This is a genomic window from Pseudomonas sp. MWU16-30317, from assembly GCF_020515695.1.
Lineage (GTDB): Bacteria > Pseudomonadota > Gammaproteobacteria > Pseudomonadales > Pseudomonadaceae > Aquipseudomonas.
The window spans coordinates 17,702-36,369 of the sequence record NZ_JAIWJA010000016.1 but is presented as its reverse complement, the minus strand read 5'-3'; the positions used below and the strand labels follow the sequence as shown (position 1 = coordinate 36,369).

Here is an 18,668-nt window from a genome sequence, read left to right as displayed (position 1 = left end):
TCTGAGATTAGCGGAGCACGGGCACCCCGAGCCTAGGCGAAGGGCCAAGGCCGGCTCGAAAGCAGAACGATCCCGATCCAAAAACCACTCTCCACATTTTGAGAAAACCGCTAAGCCAGCGAGCCACCAAGCTCCAACAAACGCGCCTGATAACGCACCGCCAAAACCTTAATACGCGGATCACCAGCGCTCTCCAACTGCGGCCCACTGACCCTCAGAAAGTTAGCGTTGCCGATACGCAGCGCCTCTTCGAACCACGCCAGCGCCAGATCCACCTGCCCCTTGCTGGCAAGCACCGAGGCATGGCTGAACTGCCCGCGAAAGTCCCCCGCTTCGGCCGAGCGCTCGTACCAGTCAAAAGCCTCAGCCGGGTTCGCCTTGCAGGCCAGCCCCTGTTCCAGGTAGCGACCGTAAAGGTTCATCGACTTGGCGTGCCCCAGGTTCGCCGCCTTGCGGTAGCAGGCCAGCGCCAACTCCTGATCCTGCGCCACGCCACGACCGGTGCTCAGCAGGTTGGCATAGTTGTACAACCCCCAATCCAACCCTGCCGCAGCAGCCAGACGATAGTGCACTGCCGCCTCTTGCGCGTCGGCCGTGCAGCCCCAGCCGTGCTCATGGCAACGGCCGAGCATGTTGCGCGCCATCAGGTGCCCGGCGTCGGCGGCGATGGCGAACCAGCGCAAGGCCAGCGGCTGATCCTGAGCGATACCGCGACCATCGAGGAGGATCTGCCCCAGCAACGCCTGGGCCTCGACCACGTTCTGCCCGGCCGCCGCAACAATCGCCTGGGCCGCACGCCCCGGCTGCTCGTCGAGCATCGCGCGCAGGCTGTCGGCATCGAGGACCTCTTCACGACGCATCTCGAAGCCCATGTCAGACCTCCACCCAGCGACGCAGCAAGTTGTGGTACGTGCCGGTGAGTTGGATCAGCGACGGGTGATCGGGCACATCCTGGGTCAGGCGCTGGATCGCCGTGTCCATCTCGAACAGCAAGGCGCGCTGGGCGTCTTCGCGCACCAGGCTTTGCGTCCAGAAGAACGAGGCATAGCGCACTCCGCGGGTCACCGGATTGACCTTATGCAGGCTGGTGCCCGGATACAGCACCAGGTCGCCCGCCGCCAGTTTGATCTCGCGCGTGCCAAAGGTGTCCTGGATCACCAGTTCGCCGCCGTCGTAATCCTCGGGGTTGCTGAAGAACAGCGTCGTGGACAGATCCGTACGGACTCGCTCCGGATTGCCCCTGGCCTGGCGTACCGCGTTGTCGATATGAAAATCGAACGTATCGCCGACCCTGTAGCAGTTCAGCAGCGGCGGGAACACCTTGTTCGGCAGGGCCGCCGACATGAACACCGGATGGCTCCACAGGCGCTCGAGCATCGCGGCGCCGATTTCCTTGCTCAACGGGTGGCTCTCGGGCAACTGCAGATTGTGCTTTGCCTTGGCCGATTGATGGCCGGCGGTGATCTTGCCATCGGCCCAATCGGCCTGCTCCAGCGCCTCGCGGATGCGGCCGACTTCGTCGCGGCTGAAGACGCCGGGGATGTGAATGAGCATGGTGCGCGGCCTGAAAGCGGAAAGTCGTCAATGATATTGATTCTTATTGCCTGAGCACAACCACCCCGTGAAGGAATCGTGAAAATCCCATGGTCGAAATGTGTAAAGAATGTAAATTAACCGCAAATAGCAATGTGTCTCAATTGCTACAGAGGAACACTTCCCCTATATTTCGCCGCCTCAACCTTGGGGAAGGTAACAATTCATGTCGCGTCAAAACATGCAAAATGCGCTGGGCGCTCCGCGCGCCTTAGCTTCTGCGGTCGGTATGGCGATCACGGCCTTTTCGGCAGGGCATCTGGCCCAGGCCGCCGAGCAGAGCGATGGCAAATCCATTTCGCTGGGCGCTACCGACATCAATGCGCAGCAATCGGAGACCAGTTACAAGACCGACGTCTCCGAGTCGAAGAAAATGACGGCACCTCTGCGCGATTCGGCCAAGACGCTCACCGTCATCCCGCAACAGGTGATCCGTGATACGGGTGCGATGTCGCTGACCGACGCGCTGCGCACTACGCCGGGCATCACCTTCGGAGCCGGTGAAGGCGGCAACCCCAACTCCGACCGTCCGATCATTCGCGGCTTCGGTGCCGAAAGCGATATCTTCATCGACGGCATGCGCGACGTGGCGGCGCAGAGCCGCGAGATCTTCAACGTCGAATCCGTCGAAGTCAGCAAAGGCCCAAGCTCTGCCTATACCGGCGTCGGTTCCACCGGCGGCAGCCTCAACCTGATCACCAAGAGCGCCAAACTCGGCGACGCCTACAACGGCGGATACAGCTTCGGCTCGGATCAGACCCAGCGTTACACCCTGGACGTGAACAAACAGCTGACCGAGACGTCGGCGTTCCGTCTGAACCTGATGAAACACGAGAACAACGTGGCGGGCCGCGACGATGTCGACAACAGCCGCTGGGGCTTCGCCCCCTCGTTCGCCTTCGGCCTGGGCACCGATACCCGTGTAATGGTCGATTACTATCACCTGCGCACCGACGACATGCCGGACTACGGCATTCCGCTGACCCTGAGCAGCAACCGCAGCAAGTATCACGTCGATGGGCCGGCCAACGTCAGCAAGAGCAACTTCTACGGCCTGAACGACCGTGACTACCGTAAAAGCGTCAACGACAGCGGCACGATCCGCATCGAGCATGACCTCAACGAAGATACGACCCTCTCCAACAGCTTCCGCATGTCGCGTTCGACGCTGGACTACATCGTCACCAACCCTGACGACAGCCGTGGCAACGTCGCCAATGGCCTGCTGTATCGTTCGTCCAAGAACCGCAATTCGACGTCCTCGGGCTTCGTCAACCAGACTGACCTGACCACCAAATTCAACACAGGCAGCCTTGAACACAGCCTGGCGACCGGTATCGAGTTCTCGTATCAGGATACCCACAACCGCGGCTACAACATCGGCGTGGCAAGCACCAGCAACACCTGTAACGCCGCCTTGCTGGCGTCCCACGACTGCACCAGCGCCTACGATCCAAATCCCCATGACAGCTGGAACGGCTCGATCACCGACAGCCTGGCATACACCGACACCGACGCCAAAAACAGCGCGGCCTATGTGTTCGACACGCTGAAATTCAACGAACAATGGTCGTTGAATCTAGGCCTGCGTCTGGATCACTACGAAATCGCCTCCAGTGGCTACTCCACCGGTGGTCGCGGTTCGGTGGCCGGTAATTTCAACCGCGAAAAAACCAGCGACATCTGGAGCTATCAACTTGGCGTCGTGTACAAGCCACTGCCCAACGGCAGCGTCTATGCGGCATGGTCCACCTCCAGCAACCCGTCGGGTGAAACCGCCGGTAACGGTGGGCAGGAGATCGCGGCCAACAACGCCGACCTCGATCCGGAAAAGAGCCGCAACTATGAAGTCGGTACCAAGTGGGACTTCTTCGACGACGACCTGTCGCTGACGGCCGCGCTGTTCCGCACCGAAAAGACCAACGCCCGTATCACCGATCCGGACAATTCCAGCTTCCAGGTCCTGGATGGCGAGCAGCGCGTACAAGGTTTCGAGTTCACCTACACCGGCAATATCACCCGCCAGTGGAAAGTGTTTGGTGGCTACACCTACATGGAAAGCGAGCTGGTCAAGACCTCCACCGCTGCCGACAAAGGCAATCACATGCCTAGCACGCCGCGTAATAGCTTCAACCTGTGGTCGACCTATGAAGTGGTGCCCAAACTTACCGTGGGCGCTGGCGCGACCTTTGTCGACCAACGTTTCGGTAACGAAGCCAACTCCATCGAGATCCCTTCGTACTGGCGCTACGACGCGATGGCCAGCTACAAGCTGACCAAGAACGTCGACCTGCAACTCAACGTGCAAAACCTGACCAACAAGCGTTACTTCGATCAGATCTTTACCACTCACTACGCGCACGTGGCCCCAGGCCGCACCGCGATGATGAGTGCCAGTTTCCACTTCTGATCCCGTCCGGCCCTTTCGCAAGCCCCGCTTATTCATTTGAGCGGGGCTTTTGCGTGCAAAATCAGAATAATTCTTAATCGTTTTTGTCATAATCGCTGCGCCCTGCCCCTCTTACCGATTACATGGTGGTCTGCGTGTTCAAGAAAGTCCTCTTCCAGTTGCACTGGTTTTTCGGCATCACCGCCGGGCTGGTGCTGGCCGTCATGGGTATCAGCGGCGCGCTGTATTCGTTTTCGGATGAGATCCTGCATGGCCTCAACCCACAGAGCATGAGCGTCGAGGTAAGGCCCGAGGGCATCATGCCGCTGTCGCAACTGGTGCCGTTGCTGGAGGCCGCGCAGGGCGAGAAGGTGTTCGGGCTGCGTATCGATACCGCATTAGGCGATGCCGCACGGGTCAACTACATGCCCGCTCCAGGCGAGCGGCGCGGACCAATGCGCTACTTCGATCCTTTTACCGGGCAGATGCAAGGCGACGTGGTGGGGCAGGATTTTTTCGAATTCGTGCTGCAATTTCATCGCTTTTTGACCATCGGTGACACCGGCCGGCAGATCACCGGCGCCTGCACCCTGATTCTGCTGTTCTTCGCCTTGTCGGGCCTGTACCTGCGCTGGCCGCGCAAGGCGCTCGATTGGCGCGCCTGGCTGACGCTGGACTGGGCGAAAAAGGGCCGCGCGTTCAATTGGGATCTGCACTCGGTGTTCGGCACCTGGTGCCTGGTGTTCTATTTGATGTCGGCGGTGACCGGGCTGACCTGGTCGTACAACTGGTTCCGCGATGGGCTGAATCTGCTCCTGGTGGGCGGCCCACCCGCAGGCGAACAACGCCGCCGCGAGGGGCCGCCGCCCGGTGGCAAACAGGACCGGACAAAAACCGATGCCGAGCCGGTCGCCACCGTCGATTACGACGCCCTGTGGGACAGCATCAAGCGCACCGCCGGGCCCGACCTGACTACCTTCGTGCTGCGAGTCGCGCCCAACGGCGGGCAACCGGCAACCGTGTTCTATCTGCTGCGCAGCTCGCCCCATGAGCGCGCGCTCAATCAGATCTCGCTGGAGCCGAACACCGGCAAAGTCCTCAAGCAACAGCGCTACGCCGACCAGCCCCTGGGTGGGCAGTTGTTCGCCAGCATTTACGCCCTGCACGTCGGCAGCTACTTCGGTATCGTCGGACGGATCTTGATGACGCTTGCCAGCCTGTGCATGCCGCTGTTTTTCGTCACGGGCTGGCTGCTGTATCTCGACCGTCGGCGCAAAAAACGCGCGACTGCCCTCTCCCGTGGTGCCGTAGTCAACCAGCCGGGGGGCACCGGCGACTGGCTGGTGGCCTTCGCCAGCCAGAGCGGCCTGGCCGAACAGCTGGCATGGCAGTCTGCTGGCCAATTACAGGCCGCAGGCCATGGCGTGCGGGTGCGTTCCTTGGCGCAACTGGATGACAACGACTGGCAGGCCACTCAGCAGGTGTTGTTCGTGGTCAGCACCTTCGGCGATGGCCAGGCGCCGGACAACGCCCGCGGTTTCGAGCGCAAGGTGCTCGGCCAGGCTTATGCGCTGGGGCATATCCGCTTCGCCCTGCTGTCGCTCGGGGATCGTCAGTACGCGAACTTCTGCGCTTTCGGCCAGCGCCTGCAGGGCTGGCTCGAACAGCACGGCGCCCGCGCGGCCTTTACTCCGGTAGAAGTCGACAACGCCGACGCCGAGGCCTTGCAGCAGTGGCAACGGCAACTGGGCCAGCTCACCGGCAGCGCCCCAGCAGCGGCCTGGCAGGCGCCAGTGTTCGAGGCGTGGAGCCTGCAAAAACGCACACTGCTCAACCCCGGCAGTGCCGGCGCGCCGGTGTACTTGCTGGACCTGCAAGGGCCGCCCGCAAGCCACTGGGAAGCGGGCGATCTGGTCGAGGTGCTGCCGCGCAACGGTGCCCCTTCGGTGCAAGGGATGCTCAAGCGCCTGGGTCTGTCGGCCGATGCCAAAGTTCGCCTCAATGACCTGCAAGAACCGCTGGCGCATGCCTTGGCGCTACGGCAGTTGCCGGTCAGCACCGAGCACCTGGTGGGCCTGCACGCCCAAGCGGTAGTGGACGCGCTTATTCCGGTGGATGCCCGTGAATATTCCATCGCCTCAGTCGCCGAGGGTGGCGCGCTGCAATTGATCGTGCGCCTGGAGCGCCATCCGGACGGCACCTCGGGGCTGGGCTCCGGCTGGTTGTGCGAGCACGCGGCGGTGGGTACCCATATCAGCCTGCGGGTTCGTCGCAACAGCAGCTTCCACCTGCCGAGCGAGGATGCACCGTTGATTCTGCTGGGCAACGGTACCGGGCTGGCGGGGCTGCGCAGCCTGCTGCAAGCGCGGATTGCGCGGGGCCAGCGGCGCAACTGGCTGGTCTTCGGCGAGCGCAATGCCGAGCATGACTTCTACTGCAAGGATGAGCTGCAAGGCGCTGTGCAGCGCGGCGAACTTCAGCGGCTCGATCTGGCGTTTTCTCGGGACCAGAGCGAGAAGATCTATGTACAGGATCGGTTGCTCGATGCCGCAGTGCAGTTGCAGCAATGGCTGGCCGACGGCGCCTATATCTACGTGTGCGGCAGCCTGATCGGCATGGCTGGCGGGGTGGATGAGGTGTTGAAACAGGTGCTCGGCGAGGAGGCTGTGGAGCAACTGGTCGAGCAGGGGCGGTATCGGCGGGATGTTTATTGATCCAGGGCTGAAATTACAGTGACGCTGCCGCCCCCTTCGCGGGCAAGCCTTGCTCCCACAGTGCGCATCTGAGCCGTACACCCGTGGGAGCAAAGCTTGCTCGCGAAGGGGCCGGTCCTGCTTGCCCAGCACCCTAGAGTCCCCCACAGATGCAAGGCTCTCCAGCGATGGCGAGTCATGCTCGCGAAGCGGCCTGTGAGTCCAGCGAAGGACTCAAGACCGCAACAAGACTCAGGCCGCCTCAGGCACCAAGGCGACTTCCTGAGCTTCAGGCCGTTTGATCAGGGCATACACCACCCCGGTCACCACACTCCCCGCGACGATCGCCAGCAGATACAGCAGCGCGTGGTTCATGGCGTTCGGGATCAGCAACACGAACAAGCCGCCATGGGGCGCGGCCAGCTGGCAGCCGAAGTACATCGACAGCGCGCCCGTCAGCGCACCGCCGGCGATGCTCGCTGGGATGACCCGCAGCGGGTCCTTGGCCGCGAACGGAATCGCGCCCTCGGAAATGAAGCAAAGCCCCAAGACCAATGCCGCCTTGCCGGCTTCACGCTCGCTCTGGGCGAATTTGCGTCGGGCGATAAAGGTCGCAATGGCCAGGCCAATCGGCGGCACCATACCCGCCGCCATCGCCGCGGCCATGGGCAGTTGGCTGCCGTTGGCCAGCAAACCGACGGAAAACGCATAGGCCGCTTTGTTCACCGGCCCGCCGAGGTCGACGCACATCATGCCGCCGAGGAAGATCCCCAGCAGAATGGCGTTGGTGGTGCCCATGCTCTTGAGAAATTCGGTCAGCGCGGCCATCACGCCGGCAATCGGCGAACCGACCACATAGAGCATCAACAGCCCGGTGATCAAGGACGCCAGCAGCGGAATGATCAAGATCGGCTTGAGCGCATCAAGGCTGGCCGGCAGGCGGATATAGCGGCTCATCGCCAACGCCGTGTAGCCGGCGATAAAGCCCGCGACGATCCCGCCCAGGAATCCCGCCATCAACGTGCTCGCCAGCAGGCCGCCGATCATGCCGGGCGCCAGGCCCGGACGGTCGGCGATCGAATAAGCGATATAGCCCGCCAGCAGCGGCACCATCAAGGTGAAGGCGGCATCGCCGACATGCTTGAGGGCCGCCGCCAGAGTGCCCGGTTCCTCAAAGGCCTTGATGCCGAACACGAACGACAGCGCGATCATCAAGCCCCCCGCCACCACCATCGGCAGCATGTAGGAGACACCAGTGAGCAGATGCTTGTAGACGCCGGTCTTCTCCTTGCGCGCCGGGGCAGCGCCTTCGGCCTTGGCGCCGGATTCTTCCTTGGCCTCGGCCAGCGCCTTCTTCAGGGTCGCCTGGGACTGCTTGAGCGCAATACTGGTACCACAGCGGTAAATCCGCTTGCCGGCAAAACGCTCGGTGGCGACATCGATATCACAGGCCAGCAACACCACGTCAGCCTCGGCAATCGCCGTGGCGCTGAGGGGATCGCGCGCGCCCACCGAGCCCTGAGTCTCGACCTTGATCTCGTAGCCCAGTTGTTTGGCCGCCTGCTGTAAGGCTTCAGCGGCCATGAACGTGTGGGCGACGCCCGTCGGGCACGCCGTGATCGCAACCAGGCGCGGCGCTCGATCAGCGGCGGCTGCAGGCGCCGCCTCGGCAACGGCCACATAGGGCTGAGCCTGCTCGGCCGCGTCGCGCAGAAACGTTTCGACATCCTGCAGCGCGTGAGCCGGTGTGCTCTGGTACACGCGCTTGCCGATAAAACGGCTCAAATCCAGCGGCCCGGTGTTGACCACCAGCACCCACTCGGCCTCATCGATGGTGGCCTTGCTCAGCTGGCGTTCCGGATGCTGCGGATCATGCACTTCAACGCTGGTGCTCCAGCCCTGACGCTGCGCGGCGGCGTCCAGCAGGCGCGCACTGAGCACGCTGGAGACGCGCCCGTTGGGGCACGCCGTGACAATGGCTAACTTCATTTCAGACCCTCTTATTGTTCTGCGAGCGCGCGGACGCTGACGCCGCTTTCGAGCCGTTCCAGTTCATCGTGATCGCTGATGCCGAAGCCGATTTGCATCACCGCCATGGCGGCGATCGCCGTGGCCTTGCGCAGCGTCTGGGCCTCATCGTGCTCGCTGAGCAACCCGTGCACCATTCCGGCCAGCAGCGAATCACCTGCGCCTACCGTGCTGGCGACATCGACCGTCGGCGGCAAGGCCTGCCAGGCGCCCTGGCTGTTGAACCAGTTGACGCCTTGGGCGCCTTGGGAGATGACCACATGCTCGATGCCACGAGCGCGCAACTGCGCGGCGACTCTGGCTTGATCGTCCAGGGTGCTGACGGTCTCGCCAAGCACTTCGGTCAACTCGTCGGTGTTGGGCTTGATCAGCCAAGGCTGTGCGGTGAGGCCGGCGCGCAAGGCGGCGCCGCTGGTGTCGAGCACCACCTTGAGGCCCAGCGCGTGCAAGCGTTCGAGCAGAGCCTGCAACCATTGCGGGCTGATCCCACGGGGCAGGCTGCCTGCGACGATCACCACATCGTGGCCTGGGGCGATCTGCTCCAGGCGCGCGAGCAAGACCTGCTGCGCGTCTTCATCGACCTGCGGGCCGGGGCCGTTGACGTCGGTGACGCGGCCACCCGTCTCGGCCAGCTTGATGTTGCGGCGCGTCTCGCCCGGCACGCGGACGAACTCGTCGACGAAGCCACGCGCCGTGAACAACTCTTCGAAGTGTCCGGTATTGTCGGCCCCGAGGAAACCCGCCACGGTCAGTTCATGGCCCAGATCGGCCAGCACCTGCGCGACGTTGATGCCTTTGCCCGCAGCGTGCACATGCAGGGCGTCGCCGCGGTTGACTTCGCCCAGGCGCAGCGATGTCAGCTCCATGGTCAGGTCGAGCGCGGGGTTGAGGGTAAGGGTCAGGATCTTGGCCATTATGTGTTCTCCACCAGGGCCCGCACTTGCGCGGCAGTGCCCAGCGTGAGGGCTTGCTGCGCCCACGCTTGTGCTTGCGCCAGGGTCAACTCGCGGACCCCGGCCTTGACCTCGGCAATGCTGCGCGCCGAGACACTCAATTCATCCACACCCAGGCCGACCAGCAACGGTACGGCAACCGGGTCTGCTGCCAGTTCGCCGCAGATGCCCACCCATTTGCCATGGGCATGGGCGGCACGCACGGTGATGTCGATCAGCTGCAACACCGCCGGATGCAAGCCATCCGCCTGGGCCGACAGCGTCGGGTGGCCACGGTCGATGGCCAGGGTGTACTGGGTCAGGTCGTTGGTGCCGACACTGAAGAAGTCCACCTCGCGGGCCAGCACCGGCGCCAGCAGGGCAGCCGATGGGACCTCGATCATGATCCCCAGTTGCAGATCGGCCACCGGAATCTCGGCACGCAGGCGCTCGGTCATGTCCCGCGCCGCGCGCCATTCTTCGACGCTGCCGACCATCGGGAACATGATCCGCAACGGGCGGTTGTCGGCGGCCCGCAGCAGCGCGCGCAACTGGCCTTCCATCAACTGCGGGCGCTGCAAGGTCAGGCGAATGCCGCGCACGCCGAGGAAGGGGTTTTCCTCTTTGGCGATCGGCCAATACGGCAGCGGTTTGTCGCCGCCCACATCCAGGGTGCGCACCACCAGCGGCCGCCCGGCCAGGCCATCGAGCACGCGGCGATACTCGGCTTCCTGCACGGTTTCGTCCGGCGCTTGGGAGTGGGCCATGAAGATCAGTTCGGTGCGCAGCAGGCCGACACCTTCGGCGCCCTGCTCCACCGCAGCGGCCACGCCGGCACTTTCGCCGATGTTGGCGAACACTTCCACGGCATGGCCGTCACGGGTGACAGCGGTTTCATGCCGGCGGGCGGCGGCGGCCTGCAAACGTTGCTCGCGGCTGTCGCGCTCGGCGAGGGCTTTTTCCAGTACCTCGGCGGCGGGCTCGACAGTGAGCAGGCCGCGCTGGCCGTCGATCAGCAACGGCGTACCCGGCTTGATCAACAGCACCGCCGCGCCAGCGCCGACCACAGCGGGAATCCCCAGCGCGCGCGCGACGATAGCGCTGTGGGCCGTCGCGCCACCGCGGGCGGTGAGGATACCGGCGACGCGGGCTGGGTCGAGACGGGCGACGTCGGAGGGGCCGACTTCGTCCATCACCAGGATATAGGCGTCGTCCGGCGCTTCGAGGGTCTGCACGCCGCACAGTTCGGCCAGCACGCGGCGACCGATGTCGCGCAGGTCGGCGGCGCGTTCGGCCAACAGCGCATCCTGTAGCGACTCTTGCTGGCGGGCGGCGGCTTCGATGACGGTGTTCCAGGCGGCGGCGGCGCTTTCGTTCTGCTTGAGCCGCGCTTCGACTTCGTCGGTAAGGGCCGGGTCGTCGAGCATCTCCTGGTGGGTGATGAAGATCTCGCGAATGGCTTTGACCGTGCTGCGCTGCACCAGCGCTTCGATATCGGCGCGCACGGCGGTCAACGCCGCTTGCAGACGTTGACGCTCGGCCGCCGGGGTTTCGCCGCGCAGCGGATAGTCGAAATCGGCCAATACTTGTACATGGGCCGGGCCGACCGCGATGCCGGGCGCGGCGGCGATACCTTGCACGCGCTGGCCTGCCAGGGGGGCCTGAACGCTGATCTCTGGTTCGATTTCGGCGACCTTGTCTGCCACCGCCGTGGCCGCAGGCAGCGCCTCGACCTCTTCACCCAGCCCGGACTCGATGGCCGCCAGCAACGCCGGCAACGCATCAGCCGCAACGCTCGGCTCGGCGATCAGCTCCAGCACCTGGCCGCGACGTGCGCCCAGGCTCAACAGTTTGCTCAGGCTCTTGGCAGAGATCGCCGGCTCGGCGCTGTCGACCAAGCGCAGATGCACCTCGCCTTCAAAACTTTTGGCCAGTTGCGCGAGGACCTTCGCCGGGCGGGCGTGCAGGCCGTGGGCATTGGCCAGAGTGATGCGCGCGCTGGGCCAGTCGGCCGGTACTTCACCGCCCAGCACTTCAAGCACTGCGCGGGTGCTGGTGGCGCGCCCCAGTTCCTGGCCGCGGCCTTCGATCAACAACGCGCACAAGCGTTCGAGCAGCGCTTGGTGCGCCTCGCCGAGGCTGGCCAGGCAGAACAGCCCGGTCAACGGCTGGCCGAGATAACGCAACGGCTGGCTCGGGGTGACGAACGCCAGGCCGGGGCGTTTGACTGTTTGTTCGCTGTGCAGCCACCACAGGCCATCGCCCAATGGCAGCGCTTCGACCTGCTGCAGCACTGCAGCAAATCCACCGCTCACGCAATCGGCCTGGCGCAGCAGACGGGCGCCACGCCATACCAGCTCTTCGAAGTCGTCGGCAGCCACACCCAGGCCGATCATTTGTGCATCCAAGGCCAGCTCTTGCGGGGCACCTTGCAGCAGTTTCAACAAGGCCTCGGCGGAACCGGCGCGGCGCAGGGCCTGGCCCAGATCGGTCTCGCCCAAGGCACGGGTCAGCAGTTGCAGGAGGCGCAGGTGCTCATCGGATTTGGCGGCGATGCCGATGGCCAGGTAGACGATCTGGCCGTCGCCCCAATCCACACCCTCGGGAAATTGCAGCAGGCGTACACCGGTGGCATACACCAGGTCGCGGGTTTCGGGCGTGCCGTGGGGGATGGCGATGCCCTGCCCCAGAAACGTCGAGCCTTGCACTTCGCGGGCCTGCAGGCCGGCCAGGTAACCCTCGGCGACCAGGCCATCGGCGACCAGCTTGTCTGCCAGCAATTGCAGGGCCGCGGGCTTGTCCGCTGCCGTCTGGCCCATGGAAATCTGCTCTATAGTGAGCTCGAGCATTGCCTTACTCCTTTGCAGCGTCATTGGGGCGCTGAGGTATTGTTGTAGATGAATCAAACCAAGGCCGAGCAACTGGGTAGTCTGTACCGACGCTTTCGTCATTGGACGCGAAGGGGTCAGTCACCTTGCTCAAAATCCTCAAAATTTCCGCAGCAATCGTTCAGGATAGGTCTCAGACCCCGGTCGAAGCAGATTTACCGCATGGAGTCGTCAGCTGAATCGTTTAATCTAGAATGACAGGCACGTTACTCGATAATCTGCGTGCAATGAAGCCCTTCCTGTCGCCCGGCGCTGTAAAAAACAGGTTGAACTGCCGCTGGCACTGCGGATCGGTAACAATAGAGTCTAGGCCGACGCTTGTGTCGTCTCGCTCAGCAGAACAAGGAAAACTCGGTTGAAACTCAGCGATATCGCCCGCCTGGCCGGGGTCTCAGTCACTACCGCCAGTTATGTCATCAACGGCAAGGCCGAACAACAACGCATCAGCGCCGCCACCGTCGAGCGTGTGCGCGCGGTGGTCGACGCCCATGGCTTTACGCCCAACCCCCAGGCGGCCGGCTTGCGCAGCCGCCACACGCGCACGCTGGGCTTCATCCTGCCTGATCTCGAGAACCCCAGTTACGCGCGGATCGCCAAGATCCTCGAGCAGCGCGCCCGGGCCAAGGGTTATCAATTGCTGATCGCCAGCTCCGATGACGACCCCGCCAGCGAGCGCCAGCTGCAGCAGTTGTTTCGCGCCAGGCGGTGCGACGCCTTGTTCGTGGCCACCTGCCTGCCAGCCGAAGACGACAGCTACCAGTTGCTGCAAAGCAAAGGTACGCCGGTGATCGGCATCGACCGGTGCCTCGATCCGCGGCATTTCTGTTCGGTCATCAGCGATGACCGCAACGCCAGCCTGCAACTGACTCGCAGCTTGTTGCACCCCGCGCCGCGGCATATCGCGCTGATCGGCGCGCGGCCAGAGCTGAGCGTCAGCCAGGAGCGGACCTGCGGCTTTCAGGAAGCCCTCGAAGGCTTCGATGGCAACGTGCTGCTGCAACATGGCGAGGCCTTCAGCCGTGAATGCGGGCGGCAGTTGATGAGCGACCTGCTGCAACATCTGGGGCAACTGCCGGATGCGCTGGTGACCACTTCCTACGTGCTGCTGCAGGGGGTGTTCGACATCCTGCAGGGCCTCAAGCTCGATACGCAACCGCTGCACCTGGCCACTTTCGGCGACACGCAACTGCTGGATTTTCTGCCGTTGCCGGTCAACGCCATGGCCCAGCAGCACGAGCTGATTGCCGAACAGGCGTTGGCACTGGCGCTGGCAGCCATCGAGCAGAATAGCTACGACACGGGCGTGCACGCGATTGCCCGGACCTTCAAGCAGCGCATTGCCGAGGCCTGAGCATGCGCCTGATCGACACCCACACCCACCTGGATTTTCCCGATTTCGATGCCGATCGACCCGCGCTGCTGGCCCAGGCGCAAGCCTTGGGCATCGAGCGTGTGGTGGTGCTGGGCGTCGAGCACGGCAACTGGCAACGGGTGTGGGACGGGGTCAAGGCCGATGCTCGGCTGTGTGCCGCGCTGGGAATGCATCCGGTGTATCTCGATACGCATCGCCCGGAGCACTTGGAGCAACTGCGCGAGTGGCTGGAACGTCTGGCCGGTGATCCGCAGCTCTGCGCGGTGGGAGAATTCGGCCTGGATTACTATCTGCCCGAGCTCGACCGCGAACATCAGCAGGCGTTGTTCGAAGCACAGTTGCAGCTGGCCGCCGACTTCGAGTTGCCGGCATTGCTGCATGTGCGCCGCAGCCACGCGCCAGTGACGGCCGCGCTCAAGCGCTTCAAGCTCAAGCGCGCGGGGGTTATCCATGCGTTTTCAGGCAGTCGGGAAGAAGCGCGAGAATATCTGAAGCTGGGTTTCAAGCTGGGCCTGGGCGGTGCAGCGACCTGGCCCCAGGCGCTGCGCTTGCGCAAGGTGATCGCCGAGTTGCCGCTGGACAGCGTGGTGCTGGAAACCGACTCGCCGGACATGGCCCCGGCGATGTTTCCAGGGGTGCGCAACAGCCCGGTGCATTTGCCGGCCATCTGTGAGGCGCTGGCCGAGATCATGGGCTGTACGGCTGACGCGCTGGCCGAGGCCAGTAGCGCCAATGCCTGTGAGTTGTTCGGCTGGGATATTGAAGCTCCCACAGGGAGCTCGGCGGGTCAGTAAAACAGGGTCCATAGCGCGAACGCGGCGTACCACAGCACCGCCGAGCGAAGCAGCAGTTCCCATAGGCTGGCCAGGCTTTCGACTCCTTCGGCACCTACCTGCGGTGCCGACAGCTCCCCTGCCACCCGCCCGGCCCGGGCAATGAAATCCCAGGCGCTCAGGTGCCAGTTCAGCAACTCGTGGAGCATCACCCGGCTCACCGCCAGAAAGTTGCCCACCATCGCAAAGCTCGCCGCCAACACCCGCACCGGCAGAAAATCAAAGGCATGACGCAATTGCGCGGCTCGCTCGACCAGCGCCGGATTGCGCCCTTGTTCGGCGATCAACGCCAGCAGGCGATAACTCAGCGCCGCCACGGGCCCCAGCAGGAAATACCAGAACACCACGGCGAAAAAACTCTGGTAGGCGTGCCACAGCAGATGGTTCTCGACCCCTTCGAGCAGGGCTTTCGGGGTCTCGGCCACCAACCCCAGGTCGCGCTCGGCCACATGCACGGCGGCTTGCTCATCGCCCCGGCGCCAGGCGTCGCGCAACGGCCCGAGGGACGCCTTGATGTCGCCGCGGCCGAGGCTATAGACCACCACCAGCAAATGCACCGGCAAGGCCAGCAAACCGTAGGCCACCGGCTTGAGCACCAACAGCAGCAGCCCCAGCAGTACCGCCGGCAGCAGCACCAGAATGATCAGCAGCAACCAGGGCCGAGCCGCCAGACTGCGTTGCACTTCAAGACGCGCCAGCTCGCCGAGGAAAAACCCGTCACGCTGGAAACGCTGGCGCAACGCAGAGAACTTCTCGATCAACAACACCAGCAACAACACCAGAAAACTCATTTTGCATCCTCTTCGGCACGCAACCCGGCGCGATAGCGCGCCCAGTCGAAGGCACTGCCTGGATCGGTCTTGCGGCCTGGGGCGATATCGCTATGACCGCAAATTCGCTCCACAGTAATGGCCGGCCAGGCCCCCTGCAACTGTCGGGTCAAGATGATCAGCGCCTGGTACTGCGCATCGGTGAATGCCAGGGTGTCGGTGCCTTCCAATTCAATCCCGAGGGAAAAGTCGTTACAGCCCTCGCGCCCGTTGAACGACGAGACACCCGCGTGCCAGGCCCGTCCCAGGCAGGAAACGAACTGGGTGACCCCGCCGTCGCGCTCGATCAGAAAGTGCGCCGACACCCGCAGGTGGGCGATCTGCGCGAAGAACGGATGCTCGCTGTGGTCGAGCTGATTCTGGAAGAACGGTTGCACCTTGCCGGTGCCGAACTGGCCCGGAGGCAGGCTGATGTTATGAATCACCAGCAGCGAGATTTCGCCTGCAGGGCGTTCATTGAAATTGGGCGAGGGGCAATGCTGCACACCGGCGCACCAGCCGGTGGTAGGGTCCAACTGCATGGGCTTACCTTGAACGCGGGGCGACCAGGAGAGTATGCCGGGAAGCGTAGCCCCTGTGCAGCTGCGTGTGTATCAAGCCTTGAGCTTGCGCAGATTGCTGACCACCGAATCCAGCGCGCGGTCGAACAACAGGGTGTCGTCCAGGACGCGCACGTGGCCTTCGTCAAACTCCAGCGCCAGCTGAGTACGGGTGCGTTCCAGGACTTTCATGCCGGTGCGGTTGACGAAAATGTACTTGCCGGTGGACTCGATGATCGCCGTCAGCTTGCAGCGCAAGGTGAACTCGTCATCTTCGCGAATTTCGATCCAACTGCCCAGGCGCAGCTTGTCGACCTCCACCAGCCCGGCATCGTCATCGGCCAGGGCGATTTGCGCGTCGGCCGCCAGCGTCTCGGTGCCTTCGAGCACGATCTCTTCGAGTATCGCGACCATGGGCGGATCATCGTGGGCAGCCGCCGGGTCGATGCTTTGCAGTTCACGCTGAAAGGCCTGCACATGCAGCGCTTCGAGCTGGCTGAAGAATTCGCCGGTGGCGAACGGATCGAACGCCGAGCTGGTCAGGCCGTCTCGCAGAGCCTTGAGCAAGCCCGGTACGAGCTCCAGCAGGCGCATGCGCGCGGCCGGTTCGTCATGGGGCTCGACGCTCCAGATCAAGTCGTCCATGGTGCGCAGGCCGCTGGCCCATTCAGGCGACTTGACGCCGTGCTTGAGGCACACCAGCAGCAGGACCTTGCTCCATGCCTCTTCCAGCAAACGCACCACCACCTCGGGCAGGGTCTTGCCGAACAATCGCTGGTTCAGCTCGACCTGCACCAGGCGCCGTGCAAGGTCGGCCTTGGCCCGACCTTCTTCGGCATCGCGGGTACGTTGTTCGAGGAGCTCGCTGCGACGGCGCTCGTCGGCGCTGAAGGCGAGAAAATCCACCAGCAGCTCGGAAAACAGCGCCGGATCATCGACAAAATCATTGAGCAGGCGCTGGACGATCTGCTCGATGCGCATATAGAGGCTGTCGCGCTGGTGATCGTCACGCCCACCCCAGCCCATCGCCGCCGAAGCGATTTCGTTGAGCAGACGGCGCGCGGGATGGCTGCCGCGGGAGAAAAAGCTCTTGTCCAGCACCGCCACCTTGAGCATCGGAATCTGCAAGCGGCCGATCAGCAACTTGAGAGAATCCGGTAGGCTGCCGTCGTCGAGGATGAACTCGAACAGCATGGCGATCAGATTGATGACGTCTTCGTCGACCACCCCCACCACGCGAAACTTGCCGCTCTTGACGCTGACCCGGGTCAGCAGCTGTTCGAGCTGAGACCGCAGGTCGAAGTCGTCCTGGTGCGCGAGCGCGTTCGGCACGTATTGCTGCAAGTGCGACAGCAGGCGCATGAGGTCGTTGGTGGAGATGGGCTGCGGCTCGCTGTGGCTTTCCATCTTCGGCGCGACACTGCCACGCAGGCCATGAATCAGATCCTGCAGCGCGGTGAAGACTTCCTGCACCGCCTGGTCCGGCGGCGGCTGGGGTGCGCCACCGCTGGTGGGGATGTCGTTGTTGCTGCGCGGGCGCGGTGGCGGACGATCTTCGGCTCGGCGAGTCGGCGCAGCTTTGAGCTCTGGCAGAATACCGGTGGCGATGAGCAACTGGTTGGCGTCACCGTAGAGTTTTTCGGTGTCGCTCAATACGTACTTCTCGAACAGCTTGAGAATGATCAGCTTGACCTTGATCTCCACCCCGAGATTACGCCCGGCCTGCAGGAAAAAATCGCAGAGCATCGCGGGGCCCATCGGGTTGGTGGAGTCTTCGAGACGGCGCGGTACCAGCGTATTGAGGCGCGTGGTGAGCTGGCCTAGCGCAAACCCGTCACGCGCAAACACCTTGCCGACCATGGCATCCAGGGCGACAGTGCGCTCCAGTTCGTCGTTGGGCACCAGTGCGAGCTTGTCATAGCTCATGGCCGGGGCTGGCTCGTGAGCAACATCATATTGACCGATACGAACGAAGGCTTCATAGAACTTGTCCAGAAACCCTCGTTCGATGCTCTTTCGCTTGAGGCGCAAGTCGCGCATGGCTTCGAAAAAGTTGTTTTGATCGACGTTGTTCTGGGCCTTGTCGGCCATCTCGAACAAGGTATCGTCGGCATTGTCGAACAATGCCTGCAGGGCATGCTTCAACTGTTGTGCGGCTTTATCACGCACTTGCAGGAGGACCACAGGCAAACGAGCAAGCGGCGCACTAGCTGCCTGTTCGGCTGCTTTGTTCAATGGCACCACTTTACCGTCGTTCTGCATGCTTGCCCCCTGCCAGAGTAAATTCGGAACCCAATATGAGAGATCGTTCACTGCAAGCCCTGGCATCCACGCACCGCACACCTGCTGAGCACTCTTTGGCAGAGTTGAACAGCAAAAGTTCACGGATCACGGAAGAAACGTCAAAGACGTGACGTCAATAACTAGGCGCGCATTATTATGCTAAATGCCTGTGGCTTGCCAGTGCCTTCACTGCAAAGGACACCTGCTGAGTGATAGACCACAAAACAAAAATAAAGTTGATCGAATACCGACCAAAGGCACGATTTTTTCCGGCGCATAGTGGCCATA

12 protein-coding genes are annotated in these 18,668 nt (G+C 63.1%); 4 read left to right on the top strand and 8 right to left on the bottom strand.

Annotation, left to right across the window (positions count from 1 at the left end; translation table 11 throughout):
• Positions 1-110: 110 nt before the first annotated feature.
• Positions 111-872, bottom strand: a complete 762-nt coding sequence (locus LIX93_RS28560; RefSeq protein WP_226507382.1) for a tetratricopeptide repeat protein — start codon at positions 870-872, stop codon at positions 111-113.
• Position 873: 1 nt separating this feature from the next.
• Positions 874-1,554: a Fe2+-dependent dioxygenase gene (locus LIX93_RS28555; protein ID WP_226507381.1), complete on the bottom strand. Its 681-nt coding sequence runs from the start codon at positions 1,552-1,554 to the stop codon at positions 874-876.
• A 205-nt stretch (positions 1,555-1,759) separates the two neighbouring features.
• On the opposite strand from LIX93_RS28555, the gene LIX93_RS28550 reads away from it, so the two are divergent.
• Complete coding sequence (locus LIX93_RS28550; protein ID WP_226507380.1) at positions 1,760-4,003, top strand: TonB-dependent siderophore receptor; 2,244 nt, start codon at positions 1,760-1,762, stop codon at positions 4,001-4,003.
• 134 nt (positions 4,004-4,137) lie between these two features.
• A complete protein-coding gene (locus LIX93_RS28545) occupies positions 4,138-6,696 on the top strand; it encodes a sulfite reductase flavoprotein subunit alpha (RefSeq protein WP_226507379.1) in 2,559 nt (852 codons plus the stop codon).
• A 231-nt stretch (positions 6,697-6,927) separates the two neighbouring features.
• On the opposite strand, the gene LIX93_RS28540 is transcribed toward LIX93_RS28545, so the two are convergent.
• Genes LIX93_RS28540 through ptsP form a run of 3 tightly spaced genes read right to left on the bottom strand, consistent with a single transcriptional unit; the run spans position 6,928 to position 12,484 of the window.
• Positions 6,928-8,664 carry a PTS fructose-like transporter subunit IIB gene (locus tag LIX93_RS28540; RefSeq protein ID WP_226507378.1) on the bottom strand — a complete coding sequence of 579 codons (1,737 nt, stop codon included), beginning with the start codon at positions 8,662-8,664 and terminating at the stop codon, positions 6,928-6,930.
• A gap of 11 nt (positions 8,665-8,675) precedes the next feature.
• Positions 8,676-9,617: a 1-phosphofructokinase gene (gene pfkB / locus LIX93_RS28535; protein ID WP_226507377.1), complete on the bottom strand. Its 942-nt coding sequence runs from the start codon at positions 9,615-9,617 to the stop codon at positions 8,676-8,678.
• On the bottom strand, positions 9,617-12,484 hold the full coding sequence (ptsP, locus tag LIX93_RS28530) for a phosphoenolpyruvate--protein phosphotransferase (RefSeq protein WP_226507376.1): 2,868 nt from the start codon (positions 12,482-12,484) through the stop codon (positions 9,617-9,619). Before ptsP ends, pfkB begins: the two co-directional genes overlap by 1 nt.
• 394 nt (positions 12,485-12,878) lie before the next feature.
• Between ptsP and cra the strand changes: the two genes are divergently transcribed.
• Both cra and LIX93_RS28520 read left to right on the top strand, forming a co-directional pair.
• On the top strand, positions 12,879-13,874 hold the full coding sequence (cra, locus tag LIX93_RS28525) for a catabolite repressor/activator (protein ID WP_226507375.1): 996 nt from the start codon (positions 12,879-12,881) through the stop codon (positions 13,872-13,874).
• 2 nt (positions 13,875-13,876) lie between these two features.
• Positions 13,877-14,689: a TatD family hydrolase gene (locus LIX93_RS28520; RefSeq protein ID WP_226507374.1), complete on the top strand. Its 813-nt coding sequence runs from the start codon at positions 13,877-13,879 to the stop codon at positions 14,687-14,689.
• Here the strand turns inward: LIX93_RS28520 and ampE are convergent.
• The 3 genes from ampE to LIX93_RS28505 all read right to left on the bottom strand — a co-directional run bounded on the left by ampE (position 14,683) and on the right by LIX93_RS28505 (position 18,359).
• Positions 14,683-15,519 carry a regulatory signaling modulator protein AmpE gene (gene ampE / locus LIX93_RS28515; RefSeq protein ID WP_226507373.1) on the bottom strand — a complete coding sequence of 279 codons (837 nt, stop codon included), beginning with the start codon at positions 15,517-15,519 and terminating at the stop codon, positions 14,683-14,685. The genes LIX93_RS28520 and ampE overlap by 7 nt on opposite strands.
• Positions 15,516-16,079, bottom strand: coding sequence for a 1,6-anhydro-N-acetylmuramyl-L-alanine amidase AmpD (gene ampD, locus LIX93_RS28510; RefSeq protein ID WP_226507372.1), 564 nt, complete (start codon positions 16,077-16,079; stop codon positions 15,516-15,518). Before ampD ends, ampE begins: the two co-directional genes overlap by 4 nt.
• Positions 16,080-16,151: 72 nt before the next feature.
• On the bottom strand, positions 16,152-18,359 hold the full coding sequence (locus tag LIX93_RS28505; RefSeq protein WP_226507371.1) for a DUF1631 domain-containing protein: 2,208 nt from the start codon (positions 18,357-18,359) through the stop codon (positions 16,152-16,154).
• Between the last annotated feature and the right edge of the window lie 309 nt (positions 18,360-18,668).

What these genes read in the sequence shown, in the direction of transcription:
- LIX93_RS28540 (WP_226507378.1), bottom strand. Translation starts at nt 8,664, where the DNA reads ATGAAGTTAGCCATTGTCACGGCGTGCCCCAACGGGCGCGTCTCCAGC.
- ampE (WP_226507373.1), bottom strand. Translation starts at nt 15,519, where the DNA reads ATGAGTTTTCTGGTGTTGTTGCTGGTGTTGTTGATCGAGAAGTTCTCT.
- LIX93_RS28560 (WP_226507382.1), bottom strand. Translation starts at nt 872, where the DNA reads ATGGGCTTCGAGATGCGTCGTGAAGAGGTCCTCGATGCCGACAGCCTG.
- pfkB (WP_226507377.1), bottom strand. Translation starts at nt 9,617, where the DNA reads ATGGCCAAGATCCTGACCCTTACCCTCAACCCCGCGCTCGACCTGACC.
- LIX93_RS28505 (WP_226507371.1), bottom strand. Translation starts at nt 18,359, where the DNA reads ATGCAGAACGACGGTAAAGTGGTGCCATTGAACAAAGCAGCCGAACAG.
- ptsP (WP_226507376.1), bottom strand. Translation starts at nt 12,484, where the DNA reads ATGCTCGAGCTCACTATAGAGCAGATTTCCATGGGCCAGACGGCAGCG.
- LIX93_RS28555 (WP_226507381.1), bottom strand. Translation starts at nt 1,554, where the DNA reads ATGCTCATTCACATCCCCGGCGTCTTCAGCCGCGACGAAGTCGGCCGC.
- LIX93_RS28520 (WP_226507374.1), top strand. Translation starts at nt 13,877, where the DNA reads ATGCGCCTGATCGACACCCACACCCACCTGGATTTTCCCGATTTCGAT.
- ampD (WP_226507372.1), bottom strand. Translation starts at nt 16,079, where the DNA reads ATGCAGTTGGACCCTACCACCGGCTGGTGCGCCGGTGTGCAGCATTGC.
- LIX93_RS28550 (WP_226507380.1), top strand. Translation starts at nt 1,760, where the DNA reads ATGTCGCGTCAAAACATGCAAAATGCGCTGGGCGCTCCGCGCGCCTTA.